At 71.3% G+C, this 24858-nt stretch carries 19 protein-coding genes; 9 read left to right on the plus strand and 10 right to left on the minus strand.

Going from position 1 to position 24858, the window contains the following annotated elements:
• Positions 1-59 precede the first annotated feature (59 nt).
• Both OG885_RS22010 and fxsT read left to right on the plus strand, forming a co-directional pair.
• Positions 60-671 (plus strand): TIR domain-containing protein, encoded by a 612-nt coding sequence (locus tag OG885_RS22010; RefSeq protein WP_405734225.1) that lies wholly within the window; start codon positions 60-62, stop codon positions 669-671.
• Between the two features lie 5 nt (positions 672-676).
• Positions 677-4108 (plus strand): FxSxx-COOH system tetratricopeptide repeat protein, encoded by a 3432-nt coding sequence (gene fxsT / locus OG885_RS22015; RefSeq protein WP_405734227.1) that lies wholly within the window; start codon positions 677-679, stop codon positions 4106-4108.
• A gap of 23 nt (positions 4109-4131) precedes the next feature.
• On the opposite strand, the gene OG885_RS22020 is transcribed toward fxsT, so the two are convergent.
• The 3 genes from OG885_RS22020 to OG885_RS22030 form a co-directional block, all read right to left on the minus strand.
• Positions 4132-5307 carry an NAD(P)/FAD-dependent oxidoreductase gene (locus OG885_RS22020; RefSeq protein ID WP_405734229.1) on the minus strand — a complete coding sequence of 392 codons (1176 nt, stop codon included), beginning with the start codon at positions 5305-5307 and terminating at the stop codon, positions 4132-4134.
• A 111-nt stretch (positions 5308-5418) separates the two neighbouring features.
• Positions 5419-6372, minus strand: coding sequence for an RNA polymerase sigma-70 factor (locus OG885_RS22025; protein WP_405734231.1), 954 nt, complete (start codon positions 6370-6372; stop codon positions 5419-5421).
• A 60-nt stretch (positions 6373-6432) separates the two neighbouring features.
• Positions 6433-7560 carry a sugar ABC transporter substrate-binding protein gene (locus OG885_RS22030; RefSeq protein WP_405734233.1) on the minus strand — a complete coding sequence of 376 codons (1128 nt, stop codon included), beginning with the start codon at positions 7558-7560 and terminating at the stop codon, positions 6433-6435.
• 226 nt (positions 7561-7786) lie between these two features.
• Between OG885_RS22030 and OG885_RS22035 the strand changes: the two genes are divergently transcribed.
• Positions 7787-8986 carry a sensor histidine kinase gene (locus tag OG885_RS22035; protein WP_405734235.1) on the plus strand — a complete coding sequence of 400 codons (1200 nt, stop codon included), beginning with the start codon at positions 7787-7789 and terminating at the stop codon, positions 8984-8986.
• A gap of 22 nt (positions 8987-9008) precedes the next feature.
• Here the strand turns inward: OG885_RS22035 and OG885_RS22040 are convergent, their stop codons facing one another.
• Positions 9009-10727, minus strand: a complete 1719-nt coding sequence (locus OG885_RS22040; protein ID WP_405734237.1) for a lysyl oxidase family protein — start codon at positions 10725-10727, stop codon at positions 9009-9011.
• 229 nt (positions 10728-10956) lie between these two features.
• Between OG885_RS22040 and OG885_RS22045 the strand changes: the two genes are divergently transcribed.
• Positions 10957-11379, plus strand: a complete 423-nt coding sequence (locus tag OG885_RS22045; protein ID WP_405734239.1) for a luciferase family protein — start codon at positions 10957-10959, stop codon at positions 11377-11379.
• Here OG885_RS22045 and OG885_RS22050 read toward each other — a convergent pair.
• Complete coding sequence (locus OG885_RS22050; RefSeq protein WP_405734241.1) at positions 11312-12373, minus strand: NAD-dependent epimerase/dehydratase family protein; 1062 nt, start codon at positions 12371-12373, stop codon at positions 11312-11314. The genes OG885_RS22045 and OG885_RS22050 overlap by 68 nt on opposite strands.
• A gap of 18 nt (positions 12374-12391) precedes the next feature.
• Positions 12392-13234, minus strand: a complete 843-nt coding sequence (locus tag OG885_RS22055) for a hypothetical protein (RefSeq protein ID WP_405734243.1) — start codon at positions 13232-13234, stop codon at positions 12392-12394.
• Positions 13235-13434: 200 nt separating this feature from the next.
• On the opposite strand from OG885_RS22055, the gene OG885_RS22060 reads away from it, so the two are divergent.
• Positions 13435-13800 (plus strand): DUF6479 family protein, encoded by a 366-nt coding sequence (locus OG885_RS22060; protein WP_405734245.1) that lies wholly within the window; start codon positions 13435-13437, stop codon positions 13798-13800.
• 81 nt (positions 13801-13881) lie between these two features.
• On the opposite strand, the gene OG885_RS22065 is transcribed toward OG885_RS22060, so the two are convergent.
• On the minus strand, positions 13882-14376 hold the full coding sequence (locus tag OG885_RS22065) for a hypothetical protein (RefSeq protein WP_405734247.1): 495 nt from the start codon (positions 14374-14376) through the stop codon (positions 13882-13884).
• 150 nt (positions 14377-14526) lie between these two features.
• Between OG885_RS22065 and OG885_RS22070 the strand changes: the two genes are divergently transcribed.
• On the plus strand, positions 14527-15009 hold the full coding sequence (locus OG885_RS22070; RefSeq protein WP_405734249.1) for a hypothetical protein: 483 nt from the start codon (positions 14527-14529) through the stop codon (positions 15007-15009).
• A gap of 19 nt (positions 15010-15028) precedes the next feature.
• Here the strand turns inward: OG885_RS22070 and OG885_RS22075 are convergent, their stop codons facing one another.
• The gene (locus OG885_RS22075) at positions 15029-15703 is read right to left on the minus strand and encodes a DUF6445 family protein (protein WP_405734251.1); all 675 of its coding nucleotides are present in this window, start codon (positions 15701-15703) and stop codon (positions 15029-15031) included.
• A gap of 408 nt (positions 15704-16111) precedes the next feature.
• Between OG885_RS22075 and OG885_RS22080 the strand changes: the two genes are divergently transcribed.
• Entirely contained in the window at positions 16112-20116 is a 4005-nt protein-coding gene (locus tag OG885_RS22080; protein WP_405734252.1) for an AAA family ATPase, read from the plus strand.
• A gap of 22 nt (positions 20117-20138) precedes the next feature.
• Here the strand turns inward: OG885_RS22080 and OG885_RS22085 are convergent, their stop codons facing one another.
• Complete coding sequence (locus tag OG885_RS22085) at positions 20139-20912, minus strand: carboxypeptidase regulatory-like domain-containing protein (RefSeq protein WP_405734254.1); 774 nt, start codon at positions 20910-20912, stop codon at positions 20139-20141.
• Between the two features lie 273 nt (positions 20913-21185).
• Between OG885_RS22085 and OG885_RS22090 the strand changes: the two genes are divergently transcribed.
• Positions 21186-21917 (plus strand): DUF4142 domain-containing protein, encoded by a 732-nt coding sequence (locus tag OG885_RS22090; RefSeq protein WP_405742811.1) that lies wholly within the window; start codon positions 21186-21188, stop codon positions 21915-21917.
• A gap of 20 nt (positions 21918-21937) precedes the next feature.
• Here the strand turns inward: OG885_RS22090 and OG885_RS22095 are convergent, their stop codons facing one another.
• A complete protein-coding gene (locus tag OG885_RS22095; RefSeq protein WP_405734256.1) occupies positions 21938-23587 on the minus strand; it encodes a glycoside hydrolase family 13 protein in 1650 nt (549 codons plus the stop codon).
• Positions 23588-23866: 279 nt separating this feature from the next.
• Between OG885_RS22095 and OG885_RS22100 the strand changes: the two genes are divergently transcribed.
• Complete coding sequence (locus tag OG885_RS22100) at positions 23867-24796, plus strand: LAETG motif-containing sortase-dependent surface protein (RefSeq protein ID WP_405734258.1); 930 nt, start codon at positions 23867-23869, stop codon at positions 24794-24796.
• Positions 24797-24858 lie beyond the last annotated feature (62 nt).

Genomic DNA, 24858 nt, shown 5'->3' on the forward strand with positions numbered 1-24858 from the left:
CTTCCCTCCAGGGCAGGAAGGTCAGGACGTAACTGACCTTCCTGCCCTAGATTTGCGCCGTGCGGCACGCCGGAGGGGGCACGGTGGACTACGACTACGACGTCTTCATCAGTTACAGCCATCGCGGACATGTGCGGGACTGGGTGAAGAACCACTTCAGCCGCGAACTCCAGCTGTATCTGGAGGACTTGCTCCCCAACGACCCCCGTATCTTCGTCGACTTCGAGATACCCGCGGGCTCGGCGTGGCCGGAACGGCTGGAGCAGGCGCTGCTGCGCAGTCGCTGCCTGGTGGCGATCTGGTCGCCGCCGTACTTCCGTTCGGAGTGGTGCATGGCGGAGTGGAAGAGCATGCAGCGCCGGCAGGAGTCGCTGTCGGCGGCGAACGGCCAGGCGCCGACTCTGGTGTACCCGATCAACTTCATGGACGGCGACCACTTCCCCGAAGAGGCGCAGAAGATCCAGCAGTACAAGGAGCTCACCAAGTACGGCTACGACGGGCCCCAGTTCCGGGACACGCCCGCCTATCTCGGGTTCCAGGACCGGATGCGTACGGTCGCCGAGGAGGTCGCGGCCTGTCTCGCATGCGCGCCCGCGTGGCAGGAGGGCTGGCCGATCGTCCGCCCGGCGGCCCACGCTGAGTCCTCGCAGAACTCCGTCCCGAGGCTGTGATGACCATGACCATGCCCCAGGGCCGGATCGCGACGTTCTACTCCTACAAGGGCGGTGTGGGTCGCAGCTTCCTGCTCTCCAACTCCGCCGTACTGCTGGCCCAGTGGGGCTACCGGGTCCTGTGCGTCGACTGGGACCTGGAGGCCCCCGGCCTGCACTACTACTTCCGCCCCTTCATGTCCGTCCCCCAGAGCGGGCTGACGGACATGGTGCTGCGGGTGCGGGAGGGGGAACGGGTGGGGGCGCTCGACGACGTCACGCAGGTCACCCTGCCCGGCGGAGCGACCCTCGACCTCATCCCCGCGGGGGGTGTCGGGGACGACTACGTGGCGAAGGTGCAGAGCATCGACTGGGACGCGCTGTACCGGGAGCGCGACTTCGGCAACGTGCTGGAGGAGTGGCGAGAGCGCTGGATCGACTCGTACGACGTCGTCTTCGTGGACAGCCGGACGGGGATCTCGGACTCAGGCGGCATCTGCACGTCACAGTTGCCGCACATCCTCGCCTTCGCCTTCACCGCGAACCAGCAGAACGTCGACGGTGTGCTGGACGTGGTGCGGCGCGCGGCCGTCGCCCGCAACGGACTTCCCTACGACCGCTCGCGCCTCCTGACCCTGCCCCTGCTCTGCCGCTTCGACATGAGCGAGGAGTACGAGCGGGCCGCGGAGTGGCGTGACAGGCTGCGCGGCGACCTGAAGTCCAGCTACGACGCCTGGGTACCGGACGGATCCCCCGTCGAGCGGGTCCTCGACAACTGCACGGTGCCCTACTCGGCGTACTGGTCCTTCGGCGAGGACCTCCCGGTGATCACGGAGGACTTCCGCAACCCGCAGCTGATCAGCCACAGCATCGCCTCCATCGCCGCGCTGATCGCCCGCAACCTGGAGGACGCGCGGCTGTTCACGGAGAGCCGGGACGCGTATGTGGACGCGGCGGTGCGGACGGGGCGGCGTGGAGGGCATTACCAGTTCGACTTGTTCATCAGCGGCACGTCGAAGACGGAGGACGCGACCAGACACCTCGCGCAACTACTGGCGGCCGAGAGCTTGTCCGTCTTCTCCAGCATCGGAGAATCACCGGAGAGACATCGCCCGATCATCGACACCTGCCGCCATCTCGTCCTGATGGCTCGCGACTCCGTGGACCCCTGGCACCGGGACGAGCTGAACTACTTTCTGCGCCAGACGTTGGACGAGCAGTCGGATCGCACGGTGTTTCCCGTGGTGGGGTCGTCGCGGGTACGGCGGGAGCTGCCGTCCCTGGTCCAGTCTCTGCCGAGCTACGACCTTGCCGAGGACGGGCTGGCGGAGGTCGCCGGAGCGATCGCGGCACGGGTGCGGTCGGATGTCGTCGACGTCAGTTCCGGCGCGTCTTCGCAGTCGGAGCGAGGCCGCGCATTCATCCTTCACGCGCGCGAGGATCAGGCGTGGGCGGAGTGGGTGGCATGGAACTTGCGGGAGGCGGGGTACGAAATCGACCAGGACTGGCCCGGGCGGACGGGAGAGAGCCTGGTCGCCACTCTCATGGCCCTTCCTGATCAGTACAGGGTCGTGTCCTTGTACGGCGCGAGCGCATACGTGGCCGACGATTTGGCGGGACTGCTCCAGGTTCCGGAGAAGTTCGTTCCGATGCGCATCGCGGAAACCGAGATGCCGCCGGCCTTGCAACGGCACGGGTTCACCGACTTGTTCGGAGTAGACGAGCAGGGGGCACGGGATGCGCTGTTGCGGGCGGTCGCCAACCCCGGTGCCGCGCCATTGACTCCCCCCGCGTTCCCCGCGGCGGGCAGAGCGGAGACTCGGGCACCGGAAGACGGGCCGAGCGTGTGGAACGTGCCCACGCGTCACGCCGACTTCGTCGGGCGCGGTGAGCTGATGCTGGAGATCAGGAACAGGCTGGTCGACGGTCCCGCTGCCGCGCCGCTGGTGCTGACCGGACCGTGCGGGGTCGGCAAGACCCGGTTGGCCATCGAGTACGCGCATTGGTTCAGGGGCAAGTACGATCTGGTCTGGTACCTGCCCGGGGTCGGCCGTTCGTTCCTGGCCGAACTCGCGGTGGCCATCGGCTGCGCTCAGCCGGACAGCCCCCCGGGTGACGCGGTGCAGGCTCTCCACCAGGAGCTACGGAGCCGGTCGCGATGGCTGTTGATCTTCGACAGCGTCGAGAACCCGGCCGAACTCATCGATCTCCTGCCGAGCGGCAACGGACATGTGCTGATCACCTCCCGCAACCCCCACTGGCGCCAGACCGCCACCACGGTCGACGTCGATGTCCTGTCTCGACCGGACGCGGTCGCCCTGCTGACCTCGCGCAGCCGCGACCTGACCGAAGCGGACGCGGCGCGCCTGGCCGACGCGTTGGATGATCTGCCGCTCGCCCTGGTCCAGGCCGCGGACGCTCTGTATGTCTTCCCTCCGGACCAGTACCTGCAACTGCTGCAAGAGCGTGCCGCGGACGCGCTCCACGACGACGGGCCGCCCGACTACCCGGGGTCCCTGACCTCCCAGCTGACGAAGAGCATGGGCAGACTGGCCGAGGAGAGTTCCGAAGCCGCCCATCTGCTACAGGCGTGCGTCCTGCTCGCTCCCGCGCCCCTGCCGCTCAGCCCGGCCGCCCTGGGGATCAGCCCCCATGCCTTCCGGCAACTTCTCATGCTGATGGAACGGGTCGGGCTGGCCCGGGTGTCCGGCGGCAGCATCCACATGCCCCGGCTGACCCAGGCCGTTCTGCGCGACCAGCTCACCCCCGAGCAGCACAGCCGAGCCGCCGCCACGGCCAGCAACCTGCTGACCGCGCCGACCGACGAGCTGCGGCGGGCGGAACTCCTGCCCCATCTGCTCGTCATCGCCCCGCGCGACCTCACCACGGACGACGCCCGCTACGCGGCGCTCAAGGCCTGTCGGGTCCTGGTGGACCAGGAGCATTTCGGTCAGGCAGGGCGCAGGCTCTACCACTTGTACATGGCCTGGCAGCAGGAGCTGGGCGAGGACTCCGTGGTCACCTTGGCGGCGGCCGCCTGTCTCGCCTACGCCGTCGCCGGCACGGGCAACCACGAAGAGGCACGCCGCTTGGACGCGGAGGCCCACGATCTGCTGCGACGCAAGGTGGGCGACGACCACCCCGACACGCTGCACACCGCCAACAACCTCGCCATCGACCTCGCGGACCTCGGCCGGACCGACGAAGCCGTCGCCCTCGGCGAGGACACCCTTGCCCGCCGACGCCGGACGCTCGGCGACGACCACACCGACACGCTGCGCACCGCCGGCAATCTCGCCATCGACCTCGCGGACCTGGGCCGGACCGAGGACGCCGACGCCCTCCTTGCGGACACCCTCCACCGTCAGCATCGTCTGCTCGGTGAGGACCATCCCGACACCCAGCGCACCGTTGAGCGACGCAAGTGGCGCAGCTTTCCCAGGCGGCTCGAATCCTGACCCCGCCACCCACTCCGCCTTCCTCACACGGCAACAGCCTCAACCGCCCGCAGCGTCACCTTCCTGCGTCGCACCGGGTACATCACCGGCTTGGCCACGCCCCAGTACGCCCCCTTGCAGATGAACTCCTTGTAGCGGGCCGCCCCGCGCCCCGCCCATGCGCGGTCCGTCACCGTGTCGTCGGCCTTGACCATCTGGATGAGGCCCTGCTTGCGGCCGAGGCTGATGCACTGGTGGAAGTAGCGGATCGGCGCCTTGGGGACCTTGACGTCGGCGAGGCGGGCGGCGATCGCGTCGGCGGCCTGCCAGGCGGCCGGTGTGGCCGAGGCGCAGGACATGCGCAGCGGCTTGTCGCCGGGGCCCATCGCGTACGCGGCGTCGCCGACGGCGTACACGTCGGGGTGCGAGACCGAGCGCATGGTGTCGTCCACGACGATCCGGCCGGTGCCGGTGACCTCCAGGGAGGTCGCGGCGGCGATGGGGTGGACTCCGAAGCCGGCGGTCCAGACGGTGACGGCGGCGGGGATCGGGGCCGTGGTCGCCGTACGTACCGCTCCGTCGTCCACGGCGGTCACCGTCGTGTGGTCGTGGACGGTGATGTTCAGGTCCGCGGCGACCTTGCGGACATGGGCCCGGCCCTTGGGGGACAGCCAGTCGCCGAGACCGCCGCGGGCGACGAGGGCGACGTCGAGGTCGGGCCGCGTCTCGGCGAGTTCCGTGGCGAGTTCGAGGCCGGTGAGGCCGGCGCCGACGACGACCACGGGGGCACCGGCGGTCAGTTCGGTGAGGCGGTCGCGCAGCCGGAGGGCGCCGGGGCGGCTCGCGATCTGGTGGGCGTGCTCGGTGACACCGGGGACGCCCTGGTCGGCCCAGCGGCTGCCGAGGGCGTAGACGAGGGTGTCGTAGGGGAGGCGTTCCTCGGTCGTGCCGTCGACGGTGACCGTCTTCGCGTCCACGTCGACCGACGTGACCCGGCCGATGCGGAGTTCGACGCCCGTGTTCTTGAACAGGTCCGCGAGCGGGCGGGGCGTGAGGTCCTGGCCGGTGGCCAGCTGGTGCATGCGGACGCGTTCGACGAAGTCGGGCTCGGCGTTGACGAGGGTGATCCGGACGTCGCCCTGGCGCAGCCGGCGGGCGATGCGCCCGGCGGTGATCGCTCCGGCGTAGCCGGCTCCGAGGACGACGATGTGGTGCTTCATGGTTCGGGCTCCTGTCCGGTTCGGGTTCGGGCTCGCACCTTGAACCGGACAGGGACTTGATTCCTGACAGAGGAGGGATGTGAGCTGCGTCACAGCAGCTCCCCAGTCTGCTCAGAACGCCAGGAACAGCGGCTTTCCGTGGTCGACGGCCGCCCACTGCTCGGTCGCCCGCGTCAGCTTGTCGGGATTGACCTGGTTGCGGACCGCGACGATGCCCTCGGCCGTGACCTCCAGGCACATGATCCCCACGACCCGGCCGTCCACGACCGCGACGGCGGCGGGCTCGCCGTTCGCCGTCCAGGCGTACATCTCGGCCCGGCCGCCCGCGTAGTCCCGCTTGACCTGGGCGGGCTTGAACAGGCCCCGCAGGAACTTCGCGACCGACAGGGCGCCCGCGAACGGGGTGGTGCGGGCCGGGATCTTCCCGCCGCCGTCGCCGACGCTCATCGCGTCGTCGGTGAGCAGGCGCACGAGAGAGCTGGTGTCGCCGCTGGTCGCGGCGGCGAGGAACTCCTCGACGATCTGGCGGGCGGCGGCCTCGTCGGTCTCCGCGCGGGCCCTGCGCGCCTTGTCGTCCGCGACGTGCTGCTTGGCGCGGTGGTAGATCTGCTGGCAGGCGGACTCGGTGAGGTCGAGGATCTCGGCGATCTCACGGTGCGGGTAGTCGAAGGCCTCGCGCAGCACGTACACCGCGCGCTCGTTCGGCGAGAGCCGCTCCATCAGGGTGAGCACGGCGTACGACACCGACTCGCGCTGTTCGGCCGTGTCGGCGGGGCCGAGCATGGGGTCGCCGCCGAGGAGGGGTTCGGGCAGCCACTGGCCGACGTAGGTCTCACGGCGGGCTCGGGCGGAGGTCAGTTCGTTGAGGCAGAGGTTGGTGAGGACCTTGGTCAGCCAGGCCTCGGGCACCTCGATCCGCCCGGTGTCGGCGGCCTGCCACCGCAGGTACGTCTCCTGTACGGCGTCCTCGGCCTCCCCGACCGAGCCGAGCAGCCGGTAGGCCAGAGCCTGCAGGCGATACCTGGAGGCCTCGAAACGATCGACGTCCGTCACGCTCAGAGACATACCCCCGACCCTAAGCGGCCGCTGACGATCAGACCAGCGGCCACCGCCGCCCACCCCGCCCTACTCCAGCCCGATCGCCGCGCAGTCCGTCGCGTACTCCGGTGTGCAGATGTCCTTGACCGTGTAGACGCCGTCCTTGATCACCGTGGTCCTGATGTTGTCCTTGGTCAGGGCGACCACCGGGACCAGCATCGAGGGGATGTCGTCCTGGGTGGGGCTGTCCACGGTGTCCTGGGTGAGGGAGTCGAACATGATGTCCTGCTCCTGGATCTTGGCGACGGCGATCTCCGCGGCGTTGTTGGCCTCCTCCAGGAAGGACTTGTAGACCGTCATGTACTGCTCGCCCGCGACGATCCGCTGCACCGCCGGCAGGTCGGCGTCCTGGCCGGTGACCGGCGGGAGCGTGGTCGCGCCTGCCTTCTTCAGCGCGTCGATCGCCGCGCCCGCCATGCCGTCGTTCGCCGAGTAGACCGCGGCGATGTTGTTCAGGCCGACCGCCGCGATCGCCTTCTCCATGTCCGCCTCGGCGACCTTCGGGAGCCACTCCTGGACGTCGTAGGACTTGGCGATGGAGACCTTGTTCTGGAGGACGCCGAGCGCACCCTGCTTGAAGCGGGCCGTGTTGGGGTCGGCGGGTGAGCCGTTCAGCATGACGATCTTGCTGGTCTCGGCCTCGGTGCCGAGCGCCTCCATGATGGCGCGGCCCTGCACCTCGCCGACCAGCTCGTTGTCGTGGGATATGTACGCGTCGACCGGGCCCTCGGCGAGACGGTCGTAGGCGATGACATGGATGCCCGCCTCCTTCGCCTTGCGCACGTCCGGCGCGATCGCCTTGGCGTCGACCGCGTCCACCAGGATCGCGTCGACGCGCGCGGCGATCATCTGGTCGAACTGCGTGCTCTGGCGCTTCGCGCTCGCCTCGGCGTTGGCGTAGCGGACCTTGCCCTTGCCGTGGGTGAGGTCGGCGACGCGGGCCTTGATGAGGGGGTAGTCGAACTTCTCGAAACGCTTGGTCTCCTTGTCCGGCAGGAGCAGCCCCACCGTGAGGTCCTCCCGCTTCTCCGGGCGCTGCGTGCTGTCGCCGCCGTCCGCGGCGTCGACGACCCCGCACGAGGTGAGCAGGAGGACGGAACCGACGGCCAGCGCGAGACGTGCGGCGGCGGTTCTGTGGGGGGTGGGAGCGTTCACTTCAAAAGGGCCTTCCGAGCGATGGCGCGACAGGGCGGCCGGTTCACTTCACGGCAACACCAGCCCTGCGGGATCCGAGCCTCTCGCGCAGGTGCGCCGCCCACAGGAGTCCGGTACCGAATCTCCCCCACGCGTCACGCCTTGTTTCACAACTCCCGTCGGCCCCACCCGTCCCTCGGCCGTTCGGCCGAGGTCGCGGACGGCGCCGCCGCCTAACGTGAGCCGTATGAAGTCCCCTTCCCTCCGGGGCGTGGGGCGAGGTGCCTGCGTCGGCGCGCTGCTCGTGCTGGCGGTCGTCGACGTGCTGTCCTCGGGCAGCGCGGGCTTCGGCGCACTGCGCCCGGCGCTGGTCCTCGCCGTCGGTCTGGCCGCCGTACTGTGGCCGCCCGCGCGTCGCCCCGCCTGGCTCACCCCGCCGCTGCGCACGGCCGTGCCCGCGCTCGCCTCGCTCCTCTACACGGCGACGGCGTACGCCACCCACCGCACCGGCGTCTTCGGTCCGGGCGAGACCGCCGTGCTGCTGTGCCTGCTGTTCATCGCCGTACGGCACTGTCCGCCCCGCTGGGCCGTGGTGTGCGGGCTGCTGGACGCGGCGGCGCTGCTCACCACACCCGCCCGGTACTACGGCTCGCTCACCGAGAAGGAGGCGCCGGGCTATCTGCTGGTCGGCGCGCTTCTCGCCGCGCTCGTCGCCTCGCTCGCCGCGTATCTGCGGTCCCTGGACTACCGCAGGACCGTCGCCGTCGCCGACACCCGTCGCGAGGAACGCCTCGCCATCGCGGCCGACCTGCACGACTTCGTCGCCCACCATGTGACCGGCATCCTCGTGCAGACCCAGATGGCCCGCATGATGGCCGCCACGCAGCCGCAGGCCCTGGACCCGGTCCTCGCCGGTATCGAGGGCGCCGCGACCGAGGCGCTCGCCTCCATGCGCCGCACGGTCGGGGTGCTGCGGGACGCCACGGGCGGGGCGGCGGACCACCGGCCCGTCGGCGACCTCGCCGGCATCGCCGAGCTGACCTCGCGTTTCGCGAACCCCGGCCGAAGCCACGGTCAGAACCCCGACCAGAGTCCCGGTCAGGGGCCCGGTCAGACCGTCACCCTGCGCTCCGACGTCCCGGCCGACCTGCCGCACGAGGTGCAGGCGGCGGCCTTCCGGGTGGTGCAGGAGGCGCTGACGAACGTACGCCGGCACGCGGCCGACGCGACCCGGGTGGACGTACGGCTGCGTCTCGACGGCGGGCGGCTGGTGGTGTCCGTGGCCGACGACGGGCGCGGCGGCACCCAGCTCCCGGACGCCGCGCACGGCGGCGGATTCGGGCTCGTCGGTCTGAAGGAGCGGGTCACGGCGCTGGGCGGTGAGCTGGCGGCGGGACCTCGCGAAGGGCACGGCTGGGAGATCAGAGCGGTGTTCCCACCGCCCTGATCCCCTCAGCCCCATCGAACTGTCAGGGCGCGTTGATCAGGTCGACCGGCGGGACCTGGACCGTGCGGGCGCCCGGCGTACCGCCGAGAACCACCTTGCGCAGGGCGACGTTGTTCTTCAGGTTCGTCTCCTGGAGGCGCTTCTCCGGGTTGGCGATGACCTCGATGTAGTACGTGCCGTTCGGCAGGTCCGTCACGTCGAAGGACTGGCCGGGACGGTACTGGGTGTAGGTGTCGCCGGAGCCGACGTCAAGGACCTCACGGACCGAGATGGAGTTCTGCTGGCCGCAGGCCGTCGACAGATCGGTGTTGTACGGCTTGAAGTTGGCGTTCTTCACCGTGTAGTCGATCGCGTCGGTGTTGGCGAGGCAGAACGCCTCCTTGCCGCTCTTGACGATGTCCTGCTTGTCCGCGCTCAGCAGCCGGTAGCTGGCGAAGTCGGTGAAGTGCCAGTGCTCGTGGCCGACGCGCGGGTCCCACTCCATGGTGCCGGTGGGCGCGTAGCCGATCTGCTTGCCCTTGGCGTCGTAGAAGTACTGGTACGCGTCCATCAGATCGGCGCCCGGCTTGCGGAAGCCGTCGACGACGAGCGGCGCCGGTCCCGCGTTCCAGACGTTGGCGCTGAACGCCAGGTAGTCCTTGCCCGCCACGTCGCCGTCCTCGCCGTCGGTGATGGCGATGTCCCAGGCCGGCAGCGAACGCAGGTCCGGCTTGGGCACGTTCGACGCCACGCCCGCCCGGCCGGTGGGCCGCTTGCTGTTGGGCTTGAGCGCGGGCGCGATCCGGGAGCCGTCGGTGTGCCCGGCGCCGTCGCCCAGGTGGTGGGCCAGGCCCCGGTCCTCCAGGGCGTGCGACAGGGCGCCCGGCGTGGGCTCGTCGGCGCCGCGCGGGCCGTAGTGGTGGGCCATGGAGTGACCCGCCATGCCGGACATACCGGCCATGTCGTGGCCGCCGTGCTGGGCGCTCATGCCGCGGCCCGCACCCCCGCCTCCGCCGCCGTCGCTGATCTGGCGGACGGTCACCTTGATGGTCCGCTGGTCGTTCGGGATGCCGAAGGCGTCCCGGTACTTCTTGGCGACGGACACCTTGGCCGTGTACTCACCGGCCGGCAGGTCGACCGGCTTGTCGTAGTCGACGGTGGAGGAGTTGGCCGCCCAGCCCTTCTCGACACCCCACACCGAGCCCAGGGTGAACGGGTTGGTGGGGCAGCTCTCCGGGTAGTGCGAGGTCGCCGGGGCGTCCGGACGGAGCCGGCCCGAGGCGTTGTTCGGGCAGAACGTGCCCTTGGGCTTCGACACCTCCTGGCCCTGCGCGTTCTTGATGGACACCTCCAGGAAGCCGGGCAGCCCGGAGAAGTCCTTCACCAGCCCCGCGGGCAGGGCCTTGCTCCCGATCTTCTTGCCCTTCGCGTCACGCAGGATCTGCTGCGCGACCACCGGGTCCTTGTACGACTTGCGCTTCACCTGGAACTCCAGCGGCGCGTTGTCGACGGTGACATACGTCCCGAGGTCGAGGTAGACCCCGGGTTCCCCCTCCCACCGGTCGAGCGTCACGGCGTTCGACGCGGCGATCAGCTTCAGCTTCGGCTTGCCGGGTGTGGCGGCCTGCGCCGCGCCGGCGCCGGGAGCGGCCCCGGCACCGGTGACGACGACGGTGAGCGCGGCCGCGGCCGCGAGCGCCACGCGTCGGGCGCGGCTGCGTTGGTACTGACTGGTCATCGGTTCCTCGTCTGCGAGTGCCATGGTCAGTGGCATCGGACTGGACAGCCCACCGGCCGGCCACTGCTACGGGCGCACCCCAACGCGCCTGGGCCGGTTCTGTGAGCAACCTGTGAGACCGGTAAATGGTGTGTCGAGGTTGCCTGTTGAACCGAAAGGAACGTCACTTTTCCTCCGAAGGAGGGACCTCACGCCCCGGTTACGTTTCGCTCAACCCCTGGTTGCGACGCGGTGAGCGGGCGACGATGGGTGCATGACGCTGGCCGAGCGCGCCCTGGAGCGCCTGCGAGTCTGGCCCGACCTCCTTACGGGGCAGGCCAGTTGCGGTACCGGAAGCGCCCTGCGCGCCGGCCGCAGCGAGATCGTGCACTTCCACTCCGCCCACGACGTGGATCTGCATCTCACCGACCGGGCGCTCGACCGCTTCGCCGCCGACCTCTCGGAGTCGACGGCCATCCGGCTGGTCCCGGGTTCCCGCTGGGTCACCGTCCACCTCGACTGCGACACGGACGTCGATCTGCTGATGAGCCTGGTCAGCATGGCCCTCAAGGCCCATCAGGCGCCGCAGGCCGACACGGCGGACGTGTGCAACTTCCACCGGGTGACGGTCATCCCGTCGGCGTCCGCCAGGCCCGGTGGTGGTCGAGGATCGTCTCCTCGAACGGGCGGTAGGTGACGCCGAGTTCGTCGCGGCTGCGGTGGTTGTCGACGCGGAAGCGGATGCCGAGGTGCTTGCGGATGTAGTCCTGGGACAGCCCGAAGGCGGGGCCCAGGAGACGAACCGGCCAGTGCGGCAGACGGGTTCGGGGCAGCCGGAGGTCGCGGGGGCGGTGGGCGCGCAGGACGCGGGCCATGTCGTGGAAGGAACTCATGGTCTCCGCCGCGAGGATGTACCGGCCGTGCGCGTCCTCGTGCTCCGCCGCCGCGATGTGCGCGTCGGCGACGTCCCGCACGTCGACCGTGGTGAAGCTGAAGTCCGGGGCGCCGTAGAAGAAGTAGCCCTTGAACAGCTCCTCCAGGAGGAAGAGGCTGCCGGACTCGGAGGCGGGGGTGAGGGAGGGGCCGAGGATCAGCCCGGGGTTGAGCGCCACCATCCGCCAGCGGTCCTGCGCTTTCGCCGCCGCCCAGGCCGCCTGTTCGGCGACGGTCTTGGCGTAGTGGTACGGGTTGTTCTCCACCGTGCTGGTGGTGTTGACGTACTCCTCCGTGAGGACCTGGTCCTTCATCGTCTCCAGTACGTCGATGTAGTCGCCGAAGATCGCGCCGACGGTGGACGTGAACACCAGGCGGCGGACGGTCGGGGTGCGTTCGATCGACCCGATGACATTGCGGGTGCCGAGCAGCGCGGGCTCGACGACGTCCCGCCGGCCGTCCTTGATCTTCTCCGGCATGAGGAACGGGGAGGCGACGTGGAAGACGGTGGCGCAGCCCCGCGCCGCCTCGTCGAAGGAGCCCTCGACGAGCAGGTCCGCCGCGAACAGGTCGAGCCTGCCCGGGAATCGGTCCCGCAGGGCGAGAAGGGGCCTGGTCTTCGGTGAGGGGGCGGTGGCACGGACCGTGGTGCGGACCTGGTGGCCGCGCTCCAGGAGCCGTTTCACCAGATGACTGCCGACGAATCCGCTGCCGCCGGTCACCAGGACCGGCGCCGCCGGTCTGTCCACGTCGCCCACCCGCGCTCCTCGTGCCGGTCAGAGTCCGTAACGGCTCTTCAGATGGCGCCAGAAGTCACGCAGCATCCACTTGTCGAAGTCCGTGATCTGCGTGGCCGATCCGGCGTTCATGAGGAAACAGCACTGGCCGGTCGGCGTCCAGTCGTAGAAGTCGTCCAGACCGAAGGTATGGCCGACCTCGTGGAGATAGATGTGGATGTTCTCCTGGGCCAGGGCGCCGGTGAAGTACTCCTGTCCGACGCGCTGTCCCCAGTCACCGCCGGCGCCGCCCTGGAAGCCCTTGGTCAGCCACAGGGACTGGTCGTAGTGGCGGGTGACTCCGCCGGGACACCTGGAGTAGTTGCCGTCCTGGTGGAAGAAGCGTCCGCAGTCGGGGGCGCACTGCGGGGCGCCCGCGCTGTCGAGGTTGCCGGCGTAGACGTCGACGGAGTTGTCCGTCCACTGGAGCGTGGAGCGGTTCTTCACCGCCCAGCCGACGATGTTGACCGGGACGCTCGCGTACGGCCAGGCGTTGGTGCCGGTGCCGTCGTCGAGCATGGCCGCCATCCACTTGCCCCACTGCTTCTTCAGGGCGGCGTGGATCTGGTCGCGCAGCGCGGTGCTGACGGGGGCGTCCGACTCCCAGCGGACGCAGTAGTTGATGCTGCCCTTGTTGGCCATGACCTGGTCCCAGCCGTAGTTCTTGAAGCCGTAGAGGTCGGGATAGGTCGACGAGACGTGGTTCCAGACCTCGTTGAGGGGCTGGACCAGGTTCGAGGGCGGGTTCCAGTTGTCCGCCGACTGGGCGGGGGCGGCCGTCGTGAAGGCCGCCGCGAGCACGGCGGTGAGGATGGCGACCAGTCGTGCGACGCGGATGCGCATGGAGGTGAACTCCCTTCGTGGGGTCGGGATTTCACCTGTCAGTCGGCGCCGGGACGGGACAGGTTGCCGTCCTGGCGTTCACACCGTTCACATCCGGGCGATGCACGGTCCGCGTCCGGCGCGCCACAGGCCGTCACGGCTGACGACAGGGCCCGTGATGGAGCACTCCCCATTTCTGCCGTTTCGGTGATAATTGCGATATGAGTACGGCAGCGTTCGTAGAAGCGGCCGCGGGGAGCGATGTGCTCAACGTGATCGCCGCATTCGTCGGTGGCGCGGTCATCGCCGGGGCACTGATCTGGGCCGTACAGTTCGGCATGCGGGTCCGGGACCGGGAACTTCCCCGGCCGCGCCCCGAGGACCAGCCCAGTCTTCCCAGCACCGGCGCGATCCACGAGATCAGAGAGATGCGGGAACCGGACGAGCTCCCGCTCGCTGAGCAGGAACGGCTCATGCCGTACCAGCTCCATCATTCGGGTACGAGACGCGGAAAGGACCAGAACCGCAAACGCTGGCTTCCGGGGTCCAGTGGAGGCTTCGGCAGCGGCGGCATCGGACACGTCTGACACCTGGCACCTGGAATCGGTGCGAAACATGAGCCAGCCTCCCCGCGTCACGCCGTGTGACGGGGGAGGCCGGCGGTGTTCTCAGGCGGTGCGGCGCGGGGGAGCGCCGGGCGCCGTCGCCAGGGCCCAGATCACGAAGAAGTCGACGGCGATCATGATCCCGGACCAGACGGGCTGGTACGGCAGGAACAGGAAGTGCAGCACCATCGCCGCCGACGCCAGGAAGATGCCGGTCATCCGGGCCCACCAGGCGCCCTTGAGGACGCCGTAGCCGACGCCCACCAGGACCGCGCCCAGGACCAGCATGATCCAGCCCCAGCCGGTCAGGCTGATCTTGTAGATGTAGTCGCCGATCCGGTCGTACACGTCGTCCGCGGCCAGCGCCGAGATGCCCTGGAGGATCGCCAGCACACCGTTGACCAGCATCAGCACACCGGCGAAGACGAGCCCGCCGGTGGCCCACTCCCCGCCGGGGCGGCCGGGCGGCGGCGCGGGCTCGGCCTGCTGGTGGCCCTGGTCCCACACGGGCGGCGTGGTGGGCGTGCTGGGCGGTGTCCTGTGCGGCTGCTGGGTCATGTCCGTACCCCGTCTCTCGCGCGGGTCCGCGCATCGGTGTCGGTGATGCTTCGACCATCCGCGCGAGAAGGGTGCGGCGCCCACGGGGGCTGAGCCGTTCGGGTGACGGCCCGCATGCGGCGGCGGGCGCGAGGACCTTCACTGGAGGACATGACCGGTCACCGGACCCACCGCGCCCCCCTCACGACCGTCGCGCTGCTCGCCGCGCTGACGGCCCTGACCGCCCTGACGGGCTGCTCCGACGACGACACGCCCTCCTCGGTGGCGAGCAAGGCGGCCTCCATCGCCTCCCAGGCCACGGAGGTGTTCGCGTCGGCCACGGCGGAGGCGGGGCAGAAGTTCGACGACGTCAAGAACGGCGTCGACGTCAAGGACGACGTGACCCTGGGCACCCCCGCAACCGGCTCCGACGGCCGCACCACGGTCGAGGTCACCGTCAAGAACACCGCCGACTCGCGGAAGTCCTTCCTGGTGCAGGTGAACCTCAAGAACGGCGACGGCGACCTGGCCGACGCCGTCGCGGTCACCGTGAGCGACGTACCGGCGGGCGGCTCGAAGAAGGCCACCGCCCGCGGCAACCGCGACCTGTCCGGCGAGGTGAAGGCCGAGGTCGCGCGGGCCGTCCGCTACTGAGCACGCCCTCGGGAACGGCTCAGGCCATCCAGAAGAACACCGCCGTCATCCGCTTCTCCTCCAGCGTCGTACCGCAGTAACCGGTCGCGCTGTGCACGAGGTTGGCGTTGTAGAGCAGCAGCCGGTTGAAGCGATGCGGGACGCTCACGTCCTCCTCGAAGGCGTCCGGCGCCACGAACCGGGTGCCGAGCGCCTCGACGAGGTTGTTGTGCGGGGCCTGCACGACATTGCCGCCGAGCCGGCCGCCGGGCAGGGACTGGCGGTAGAAGCTGGTCCCGCAGTCCTTGGGGACGTTCGGGTTGAGGTAGAGCACCGCCGCGTACCGGCACAGGGCGCGTGAGTCGGTGTGCGGGCGGGGCGTGCTCTCGCCCTCGCCGACGACCTGGACGCAGTTGTGGTTGAGGGTGCCGCCGCCGGGCGCCGACTGCACCCACAGCTCCTTGGCCCCTGTGGCCTGCCGTACCAGCCGCTCGACCCGGGCCAGCTCGCCCGGCTCCAGGCCGGGCATGGCCCGCAGCCCCGGCCAGCTCTCCGGCCGGTGCGGGTAGCCCTCGACCCAATCGTCCTTGGCGAGACACCGCTCCCGTACGGCGTGCGCGTCGGGCAGGACGTCGTCCAGGACCCAGTAGTCGCGGCCCTTGGTGGGCTTGCGGTACGGGAGAACGGGCAAGGTCTGGGAGGGGTGTGGGGGCATGCGCCGAATGTAGGGCCGGGCCGGTTATCGACTCGCCCGCGAATCGGTCCGGAGTCTGCCGCGAACTGGTCAACCGACGGTCAACCGGTGTACGGAATTCGGGAGATCAAACACCGGATTGTCCGTATTCCGGAGCCAAAGACTCGGTAATGCGCCAGTAACGCCCGCTGCCTAAGGTCGTTCCCTCGGCCCTGTTCCGAACATTGGCCAGCAGCAGGGCAGGGTCATGCCCCTCGGGACGGGAGCCGCCGTATCCCTCCTGTGGGGGGTAGGGATACACCCGGGGGTCCCGTGCGCCGATGAGGTTGCTCTTCGAGCAAGTAATGCGGGACCCCCACACCTCACTCCCGGCCACGCATCCGGCCGCGATCTCGCCGGAACAGGAAGCCGGGCTAGAGTGCCGCCCTCATGAGCAGCGGAAATGCGGGAACAGCGGACGGCACGGGCCGGCGTACGGCGCCGCCCATGCTGCGGCTGCACCTGCTCGGCGGCTTCCGTGCCGAACGCGAGGGCGGCGCCCCCGTCGCCGACCGCTGGCCCCGGCCCAGTGCCCGCCGGCTCGTCGAATTGCTCGCCGTCTCCCCGGGCCGAACCCGGCACCGGGAGGAGATCATCGAGATGTGCTGGCCGGAAACGGCCGGCACCCCCGCCGCCCTCGGCAGCCTCCGCGTCGCCCTGCACGCCGCCCGCCGCGCCCTGGAACCCGAGCTGCCCCCGCGCGCGCCCTCCGCCTACCTGGTCTCCGAGGGCGCGCTGCTGCGACTGCCGACGGAGACGGTGTGGATCGACGCCGACCACGCCGAAACCCTCGCCGAACAAGCCCTCCACACCACCGTCCGCCCACCGCACACCGAAACCCCGCCCAGGCCGACACCCCGCACCGAACACACACCACGGACAGAGAGCCTCGCCGGACGCACACCGCACTCCAGAGGCCTCACCGAACAGGAACCCCACGCCCGGAGCACCACCGCACGGCCCCCACACAGCGGCACCACCGACCAGACACCCCCTGCCGGACCCCCCGCCGACCAGTCACCCCACACCGGAAGCCCCACCGAGCGTGCACCACGCGCCGGGAGCCCCACGGAGCGTGCGCCACACGCCGGGAGCCCCGCCGAACAGACACCCCACGCCGGGAGCCCCACCGAGCGAACACCACACGCCGGGCACCCCACCGAACGCGCACCACACGCCGGCAGCAGCCCCGCGCAGACGTTCCCCGCCGGACCCCCCGCCGAACAGACACCCCACACCGGAAGCCCCACCGAGCGAACACCACCCACCGGACACCCCACCGAACGCGCGCCACACGCCGCGAGCAGCCCCGCGCAGACGTTCCCCGCCAGACCCGCCGCCGAGCGGACGCTCTACGCCGGCACCGACGCTGCCGAGCGGACGCCGTGGGCCGGGAACACTGTCGAGTTGGCGCGGGCGTTGGAGGCGTTCAGGGGTGAGTTGTTGCCCGAGCATCGGTACACCCCCTGGGTGCAGGCCCGTCGTGAGCGGCTGGACGCGTTGCGGGACTCCGTGCGGCTCGCGCTCGCCGAGGCATGGCTGGCCGACGGTGAGACCGAGCGGGCCGCGGCCGTCGCCCGGGCCGTGCTGGCCGACAGCGCGGCCGAGGAGCGCGCCCACCGGGTGCTCATCGGCGCCTCGCTCCGCCAGGGCATGCGCCGCCGTGCCCTCGCCCAGTACCACCAGTGCCGGCGCGCCCTGGACGCCGAGTGGGGCGTCCTGCCGGGCCCCGAGACGGAGGCCCTGCACCGCGCGGCCCTCGGCACGGACATGCCCCCGGTGCGACACCACCCGGCCCCCGTGCGGCCCACACCCCCGCCCGCGGTCCTGCGCTCCCTCTCGGAGGCGCCGTTCGTGGGCCGCCGGGCGGAGCTGGAACGGCTCCTCAACCCCGCCCGTCCCGCCCTGTCGGTGGTCGGGGGCGAGGCCGGCATCGGCAAGACCCGGCTGGCCGCGGAGGCGGCGCGGCGTGCGGCGGCGAAGGGCGCGGCCGTGCTGTGGGGTGCGGGCCACGACGAGGGGCCGCAGGCGCCGTACGGGCTGTTCGTGGAGGCCCTGGAGGGCTGGCTCGCCGGGCGTTCCACGACGGACCGGGCCAGGATCGCCGCGGAGTATCCCGAGCTGGCGGCGCTGCTGCCGGCGCTGGGGCAGGTCGGTCCCGGACCGGGGCGGGCCGGTGGCCCGGAGTACGAGCGGGAACGTATCTTCTCGGCGGTCTCGGGGCTTCTGACGATCGCGGCGGCCCCGGGGACCGCGGGCGGTGCCGGTGCCCTGGTCGTCCTCGACGACGTCCACGCGGCGGACCTGGCCTCACTGCGGCTGCTGGCCCGCCTGGCCCGGCGTACGCCCTCCCCCTCGGCGCCCCGGCTGCGGTTCCTGGCGACGTACCGGCCCGAGGACCTGCCGGAGACCGATCCGCGCCGCGCCCTGCTCGACACCCTGGTCCGGCAGGGCACGGCCCACCGGCTGCGGCTGCGGCGGCTCGGCCGTGGGGAGTGTCTGACGCTCGCGGCGGAGGTGATGCCTGCGGCGCCGGACACCCAGGCGGCCTTGCAGCGGGTGTGGGAGCTGTCGCTGGGCCACCCCCTGTTCGCCCTGGAGCTGGCCAAGGCCCCTGCGCAGTCACCCGCCGCGCACGAGGACCTCACCGCGCCGGAGGGCATCCGGCTGCTGGTCAACGCCCGGCTGTCCCGGTTGAGCCCCGCGGCCCGACGGGTGATCGAGGTGGTGGCGGTGGCCTCGGGCGGGGTGGCGACCCTGGCGGAGGTGGAGGAGCTGGCGGAGGCGGGAGCACCGGGATCCGCGACCGTGACGCCCTCCGCCCGCGTCGTCGACGGTATCGAGGCCGCTCTCGCCGCCGCCGTGCTGGAGGAGCGGAGTGTGCCCGCCGACGGGGTCGCCGTTCCCGGCCTGGGGTTCCGGCATCCGCTGATACGCCTGGTGTGCCGGGAGGGGCTCTCGCAGGCGCGACGGCGTCAACTGCACGCCGCGTACGCCGAGTCACTGCTGCGTCGGCGGCCCGGTGCCGTGGACGCGGTGGCCGCGCATCTCGCGGGCGCCGACGATCCACGGGCCGCCGACCATCTGCACCGGGCGGCACGCCGGGCCGCGGCGGTCGGCGCCGACGACAGCGCCGACCACTACTACGGCGAACTGACCGCCCGCCTCGACGCGGTGGCCGTGGAAGCCGCCCGCATCCGCCTCGACCACGCCGCCGTACTGCGCCGCATGGCCCGCCACGAGGACGCCGTACGGGTCCTCCACGAGGCCCTGACCGACCTGCGCCGCCACGGCACCCCCGCCGAACAGGCCTCGGCGGCGGCCCAGTTGGCGGAATGCCTCGCCAAGACGGGCGCCCCGCAGGAGGGTCTGCGCCTCCTGGACACCCACCGCCCGCCCCAGGACGCGCCTCCGCCGATCCACGCGGCCCACCACCTGGCCCGCGGCCTCCTGTGCTTCGTGACCGGCGACTACGAAGGCTCCCTGACGGCGGCGAGAACGGCGGAGCGGACAGCCGCGGCCGACGGCGAAGCCGGGGCGTCGGCCCATCTCGCCCGCGCCCTCGCCCAGCAGTCCACGGCCCTCGCCCTCACCGGCCACCTCCCCCAGGCCCGCGTCGCCGCCGACGCCGCCCTCCCGCACGCCGAGGCCCACGGCGACCCCCGCCTCCTCGCCGCCGTCCTGTCCATCCTGCGCGAGCACGCCCGCCGTTCCGGCCGTCTGCACGAGGCCGTGGCGACCGGCCGCCGCGCCCTGGACCTCGCCGACCGCTGCGGCGACCCCGAGGCCGCCGCCTTCGAGCGGGCCAACCTCGCCGAAGTCCACCTTCTGCTCGGCGAGTTCACCGAGGCCGCCGCCCTGGCCACGGAGGCGGTCGACGAGGCCCAGGCGCACGCCGGCTGGTGTCTGCCGTACGCGTTGACCGCCCTCGCCCGCGTGCAGCTGCGCGGCGGCCCCCGCCGCCCGGGCCTGCCCGGCACCAGAGAGCTGCTGACCCGCGCCGCGCACTGTCTGAGCCGCCGCCCCGACCGCCAGGCCGAGTACGAGGTCCGCACCGCCCAGGCCGAGTTGGCCCTGCGCGACGTACGCCCCGACCGCGCTCTCACCCTGCTGTCCGAGGTGTCCGGCACCGGTGTCCCCGTGCTCGCCGCCTGGGCCCACCTCACGGCCGGCGAACCGGCGCGCGCCGCCGAGGTCGCGGCGGCGGAGGCCGCACGGGCCGCCGGTGCGGGCGAGGCGGTCACCGAGTGCGAGGCCCGTACCGCCCAGGCCGCGGCGCTCGCGCTCCTGGGCCGCGCCGAGGAGGCCGCCGGCTGCGCGACCCGGGTCCGTGAGCTGGCCGAGACGCTGCCCTACCCGACGGTGCTGCGACGGGTGGCCTACGCGAAGCCGTAGCGCCGCCTCCCGTCGGCCGCGCTCACCGCCGCTTGCCCACCACCACGTAGATCTGCTCGCTCACCGCGGCGACCCCGTTGTAGGACGCCGTCGCCTGGAGCCGTCCCGGGCCGGACGGCAGCGCGGTGGCCGGTGTGCAGGACCATGTGCCGTCCCGGCCCGCCGTCGCCGTGCACACCTCGGTCCCCAGGTCAGGGCCCTGCCCGGTCACCCCGGCGTCCTGCGTGTCCTCGTAGCGGACGGTGATCTGCGCGCCCGGGTAGGCCGTGCCGCCCGCCCCCGGCCGTGCGCCGAGCGCGACACCCGAGGCGGGCCGGGTCAGGGTCGGCTCGGGCAGGCCGACGGTGACCGCGCAGCTCCCCCGTTCCTTGCGGGTGCCGCGTACGTCGGTCAGCCGTACCGCGCAGCCCTCCAGCCGGGTGCCGGGCACGGCGTCGGCGGGCACGGCCAGCACGAAGGGGAACGAACGGCCGTGCCAGGGCCGGCCCTCGACCGCTCCGGTCCAGGTGTACGACGCGCTGTCGCGGTCGGTGTCGACGGTGCCGCGGTAGCCGCCCGCCGTCAGGGGGGTGTCGGTCACCTCGGTGCCCTCGGGCGCCGTCAGGGTCAGCCGGGAACCGGGGCCGAGCCGGTCCCCCTCGTACCCGGCGATCTGCACGATGCCCGCGCGGCCGGGCAGGATCGTGACGTCGCCCCACAGTTCACGGGCGTGGGCGGTGGCGGGTGTGATCGCGCCGAGGACGGTGAGCGCGACCGCCGCGACCGCCGGGGCGAGGGTGTTCCTGAACCTGCTCATGGTGTGCGGCTCCCTGTCGAGACGAGATCGGTCGGTCGGTGCCACCCCTGGCTGCGATTGTCGCGGGCCGTCGCCGCCGGGAACGTGCGCTGTGCGGCCGTATGGCGGAAGCCGTCGCCTGATTGATGGGGGTGCCGTCCGGACGGGCGTCGGTCGTGGCCCCGGTCACAGCGTGAACAACCGTGGCTCCTCGTCCGTACACAGGGTCGTACGACCCCCGACCGGACAGGAGCCACGGTGCGCTTTTCGCGGAACGCGACGGGAACGCTCTTCGTGGGCGGTGCGCTCAGCCTGACGATCGTCGCGCTCGCCTACCCCACGATGCTCGGATTCAACAAGGTGTCCACCGCCCAGGACCGCGTGATCGCCCAGACGCAGTGGGGGCCGTTGACCGAGCAGGACCGCGACTTCGTGGTGAAGGTGCGGGCGGCGGGACTGTGGGAGTACCCGCTGGGCAAGATCGCGCAGGAGAAGGGCACGACCCCGGAGGTCAAGGAGGCAGGCCGCCACCTCATCGACGGGCACGCGGCCCTGGACGCCGCCTGCCGCAAGATCGCGCCGATGCTGAACGTCACCCTGCCGAACGTGGCGAGCCCGCAGCAGCAGGGCTTCGTGAACACCATCGAGACCAGCTCAGGCAAGCAGTTCGACTCGAACTTCGCCAACATCCTGCGCACGACGCACGGTTCGATCTTCAACACCATCGCGAAGATCCGCTCCACCACCAAGAACTCGCTGGTGCGCTCGCTGGCGGACATGGCCAACAACACGGTCCTGGACCACATCACGGTCATGGAGAAGACCGGCTTCGTCAACTTCGACCAGGCCCTCTTCCAGCAGACCACCCCGCCGAAGCTGCCCGACACCGACCTGACCCCGCCGGCCCCCCAGCCCGGCGCCCCCATGGTCGTCCTGAGCCCACCGGCGAACCCGACGTCCACCCCGATCGCCATCCCGGGCGAGGGCACGGGTGCGGGCGCGACCCCCAGCCCGACGATCGGCTGACCGTTCCAGACGGGCCTTTTCTAGGCCAGCCACACCGTGGTGTCCGGTCCCAGCAGCCCGTCCTCCAACGGGCCGCTGGCGACCAGCACTTCACTCTCCGGCAGCGCGACCGCCGTCTGCGACAGGTTCGTCACGCACCGCCAGCCGCCGTGCCGGGAGAAGTCCAGCACCCCGGCCGGGCTGTTGTCGGCCCAGGTCAGCTCCTCCCCCTCCAGCAGCTTGCGGCGCAGCTTCAGGGCCGTGCGGTACAGCTCCAGGGTCGAGCCCTCGACGCCTTCCTGCGCCTCGACGGCGTAGGCCGCGAAGCTCTCCGGCTGCGGCAGCCAGGCGCCGCCCGCGCCGAAGCCGTACGACGGACCGGTCCGCGTCCACGGCAGCGGCACCCGGCAGCCGTCGCGGCCCTTGCGGACCCGCCCGGTCTGCTCCCAGACCGGGTCCTGGAGCACCTCGACGGGCAGCTCGGCGACCTCGGGCAGACCGAGTTCCTCGCCCTGGTAGACGTACGACGACCCCGGCAGCGCCAGCATCAGCAGCGTCGCGGCGCGAGCGCGCCGTAGGCCTGCTGCCGTGTCGACGGCCGGGGCGTGGCCGCCGGACAGCAGCCAGGCGTTCTCGTCGGTGCCGGGCGGGAGCAGCAGGCGGGAGGCGTGGCGTACGACGTCGTGGTTGGAGAGCACCCAGGTGGCCGAGGCGCCGGCCTCGCGGGCGCCGGCGAGGGAGTCGGTGATGACCCGGCGCAGCGCGTCGGCGTCCCAGGGTGTCTGGAGGTACTCGAAGTTGAAGGCCTGGCCCAGTTCCTCCGGGCGGGCGTACAGCGCGCGCCGCTTCGCGCTCGGCACCCAGGCCTCGGCGACGGCCATGCGGGGTGGGCGGTAGGTGTCGAGGACGGTCCTCCAGTCGCGGTAGATCTCGTGGACCTCGTCGCGGTCGAAGAAGGGGTGGGTGCCGGGCGGGAACTCGGCGAGCGTGTCCTCGCCGCCGAGCGCGGCGGCGCCCAGGTCGCGCAGGGGCTCGGCGAGGTCCTTGGCGAGCGCGTGGGCGACGTCGACGCGGAAGCCGTCCACGCCCCGGTCGGACCAGAAGCGCAGGGTGGTGCGGAAGTCGGCGCGGACCTCGTCGTTGTCCCAGTCGAAGTCGGGCTGCTCGGGTGTGAACAGGTGCAGGTACCACTGCCCGTCGGGGACGCGTTTCCAGGCGCTGCCGCCGAAGACCGACTGCCAGTCGGTGGGCGGGAGTTCGCCGTGCGCGCCGCGGCCGTCGCGGAAGACGTAGCGGGCGCGGGCGGCGGAGCCGGGTCCGGCGGCGAGGGCCTCCTGGAACCACACGTGCCGGTGCGAGCTGTGGTTGGGGACCAGATCGACGATGAGCTTGAGCCCGAGGCGGTGGGCCTCGGCTGCCAGCGCGTCGAAGTCGTCGAGGGTGCCCAGGCGGGGATCGACGTCCCGGTAGTCGGCGACGTCATAGCCGCCGTCGGCGAGTTCGCTCGGATAGAAGGGGCTCAGCCACAGGGCGTCGACGCCGAGGGCGGCGAGGTGGGTGAGGCGTTGGGTGATGCCCTTCAGGTCCCCGAGGCCGTCACCGTCGGCGTCGGCGAAGCTGCGGGGGTAGACCTGGTAGATGACGGCCTGTCGCCACCAGTTGGGGTCCTTGGGGGAGAGGTCGGAGGTCAAGCGGAGCTCCTGGCTGTTCCGTGCGGGCGGAAAAGGCGAACAAAGGGGAATCTGTCCACACAGGTGGAAGGGCGAACCTCAGCCATGGGCGGAGTCTTCCGTTCCCCGTGTGGCGAAATTGTGATGACGGTTGAACAGAGCTTGCATTCCCGCAGGTTGACAGTGTTCCGGGCCGAGATCCACGATGGCCGCACACTGTGGCGCATGTGACCTATGAGCCCAGTGTTTTCTGAGTTCTCTCAGTTGCTCTTCTGACCACTCCACCCTGATGGGATCCGCATGTCCATAGCGAGACGTGTCACTGTGCGCCGCCTGCTGGGGACGGGCGCCGCGACGCTCGCCATCTGCGCCTTCACCGCCTCCGTCGCCTCCGCCACCGACTGCCCCGGCGGCAAGGGCTGGGACGACGGCGGCAGCTACAAGCCCGGCACGGGCGCCGGCACCGAGACCGGCACCGAGCTGTGCGAGTTCTCCCTCGACGGCAAGAACTTCTTCCCCTCCGTCAAGGTCGACGACCAGAACCTCAAGCCGACCGACGACGGCAAGGTCCACGTCACGGTCCGCACCGCCGGCAACGCGTCCACCTGCACGGCCTCGCTCGCCTCCTACCGTGCCCACGGTCCGACCTTCGCCACCTCCGGCGAGCAGGTCTTCCACGACTTCGACACCGTGACCGTCAAGGCCGGCCAGAGCGACTCCCTCGACATCGCCATCCCCGACCAGGGCTGCTACGCCCAGATCGACCTCTACCGGGGCAACACGAAGTTCGACGGCAAGCTCGACGCCAACGACGGCTTCACCCACGGCGACCTGCCCAAGGGCCCGGACCACCCGGTCATCAAGGACAAGCTGATCGCGGCCTGGAACGGCGGCACGAAGGACTGCACCTCGCAGCCGTCCCCGACGCCGACCCCGACCCCGTCCGCCTCGGAGTCCACCCCGGCCGAGGAGACCACCCCGCCGGCGTCCGAGTCCGAGACCCCGACGCCCTCCGCCTCGGAGTCCACCCCGGCCGAGGAGACCACCACCCCGTCGGCCTCCGAGTCCTCCACCGCCCCCGCGGCCACCCCGAACGGCGGCGGCGACGACCTCGCCGAGACCGGCGCCAGCAGCAACACCCCGATCATCGCGGGCGGCGCGGCGGCGCTGCTGCTGGGCGGCGGAGCGATCGTGCTCGCCACGCGGCGCCGGAAGGCCACGCGCGCGTAAGCAATGCTCGAAACGGATGCCGGGTGGGCCAGGGGACGGCCCACCCGGCATTTTCCGTCTCC

This window comes from Streptomyces sp. NBC_00028, from assembly GCF_045041065.1.
Classification (GTDB): domain Bacteria; phylum Actinomycetota; class Actinomycetes; order Streptomycetales; family Streptomycetaceae; genus Streptomyces.

Excerpts from the sequence above, each read along its gene's own strand:
- OG885_RS22085 (WP_405734254.1), bottom strand. The coding sequence starts at position 20,912 with ATGAGCAGGTTCAGGAACACCCTCGCCCCGGCGGTCGCGGCGGTCGCG.
- OG885_RS22025 (WP_405734231.1), bottom strand. The coding sequence starts at position 6,372 with ATGTCTCTGAGCGTGACGGACGTCGATCGTTTCGAGGCCTCCAGGTAT.
- OG885_RS22070 (WP_405734249.1), top strand. The coding sequence starts at position 14,527 with ATGACCGGTCACCGGACCCACCGCGCCCCCCTCACGACCGTCGCGCTG.
- OG885_RS22065 (WP_405734247.1), bottom strand. The coding sequence starts at position 14,376 with ATGACCCAGCAGCCGCACAGGACACCGCCCAGCACGCCCACCACGCCG.
- OG885_RS22055 (WP_405734243.1), bottom strand. The coding sequence starts at position 13,234 with ATGCGCATCCGCGTCGCACGACTGGTCGCCATCCTCACCGCCGTGCTC.
- OG885_RS22075 (WP_405734251.1), bottom strand. The coding sequence starts at position 15,703 with ATGCCCCCACACCCCTCCCAGACCTTGCCCGTTCTCCCGTACCGCAAG.
- OG885_RS22045 (WP_405734239.1), top strand. The coding sequence starts at position 10,957 with ATGACGCTGGCCGAGCGCGCCCTGGAGCGCCTGCGAGTCTGGCCCGAC.
- OG885_RS22100 (WP_405734258.1), top strand. The coding sequence starts at position 23,867 with ATGTCCATAGCGAGACGTGTCACTGTGCGCCGCCTGCTGGGGACGGGC.
- OG885_RS22035 (WP_405734235.1), top strand. The coding sequence starts at position 7,787 with ATGAAGTCCCCTTCCCTCCGGGGCGTGGGGCGAGGTGCCTGCGTCGGC.
- OG885_RS22060 (WP_405734245.1), top strand. The coding sequence starts at position 13,435 with ATGAGTACGGCAGCGTTCGTAGAAGCGGCCGCGGGGAGCGATGTGCTC.
- OG885_RS22040 (WP_405734237.1), bottom strand. The coding sequence starts at position 10,727 with ATGGCACTCGCAGACGAGGAACCGATGACCAGTCAGTACCAACGCAGC.
- OG885_RS22080 (WP_405734252.1), top strand. The coding sequence starts at position 16,112 with ATGAGCAGCGGAAATGCGGGAACAGCGGACGGCACGGGCCGGCGTACG.
- OG885_RS22020 (WP_405734229.1), bottom strand. The coding sequence starts at position 5,307 with ATGAAGCACCACATCGTCGTCCTCGGAGCCGGCTACGCCGGAGCGATC.
- fxsT (WP_405734227.1), top strand. The coding sequence starts at position 677 with ATGACCATGCCCCAGGGCCGGATCGCGACGTTCTACTCCTACAAGGGC.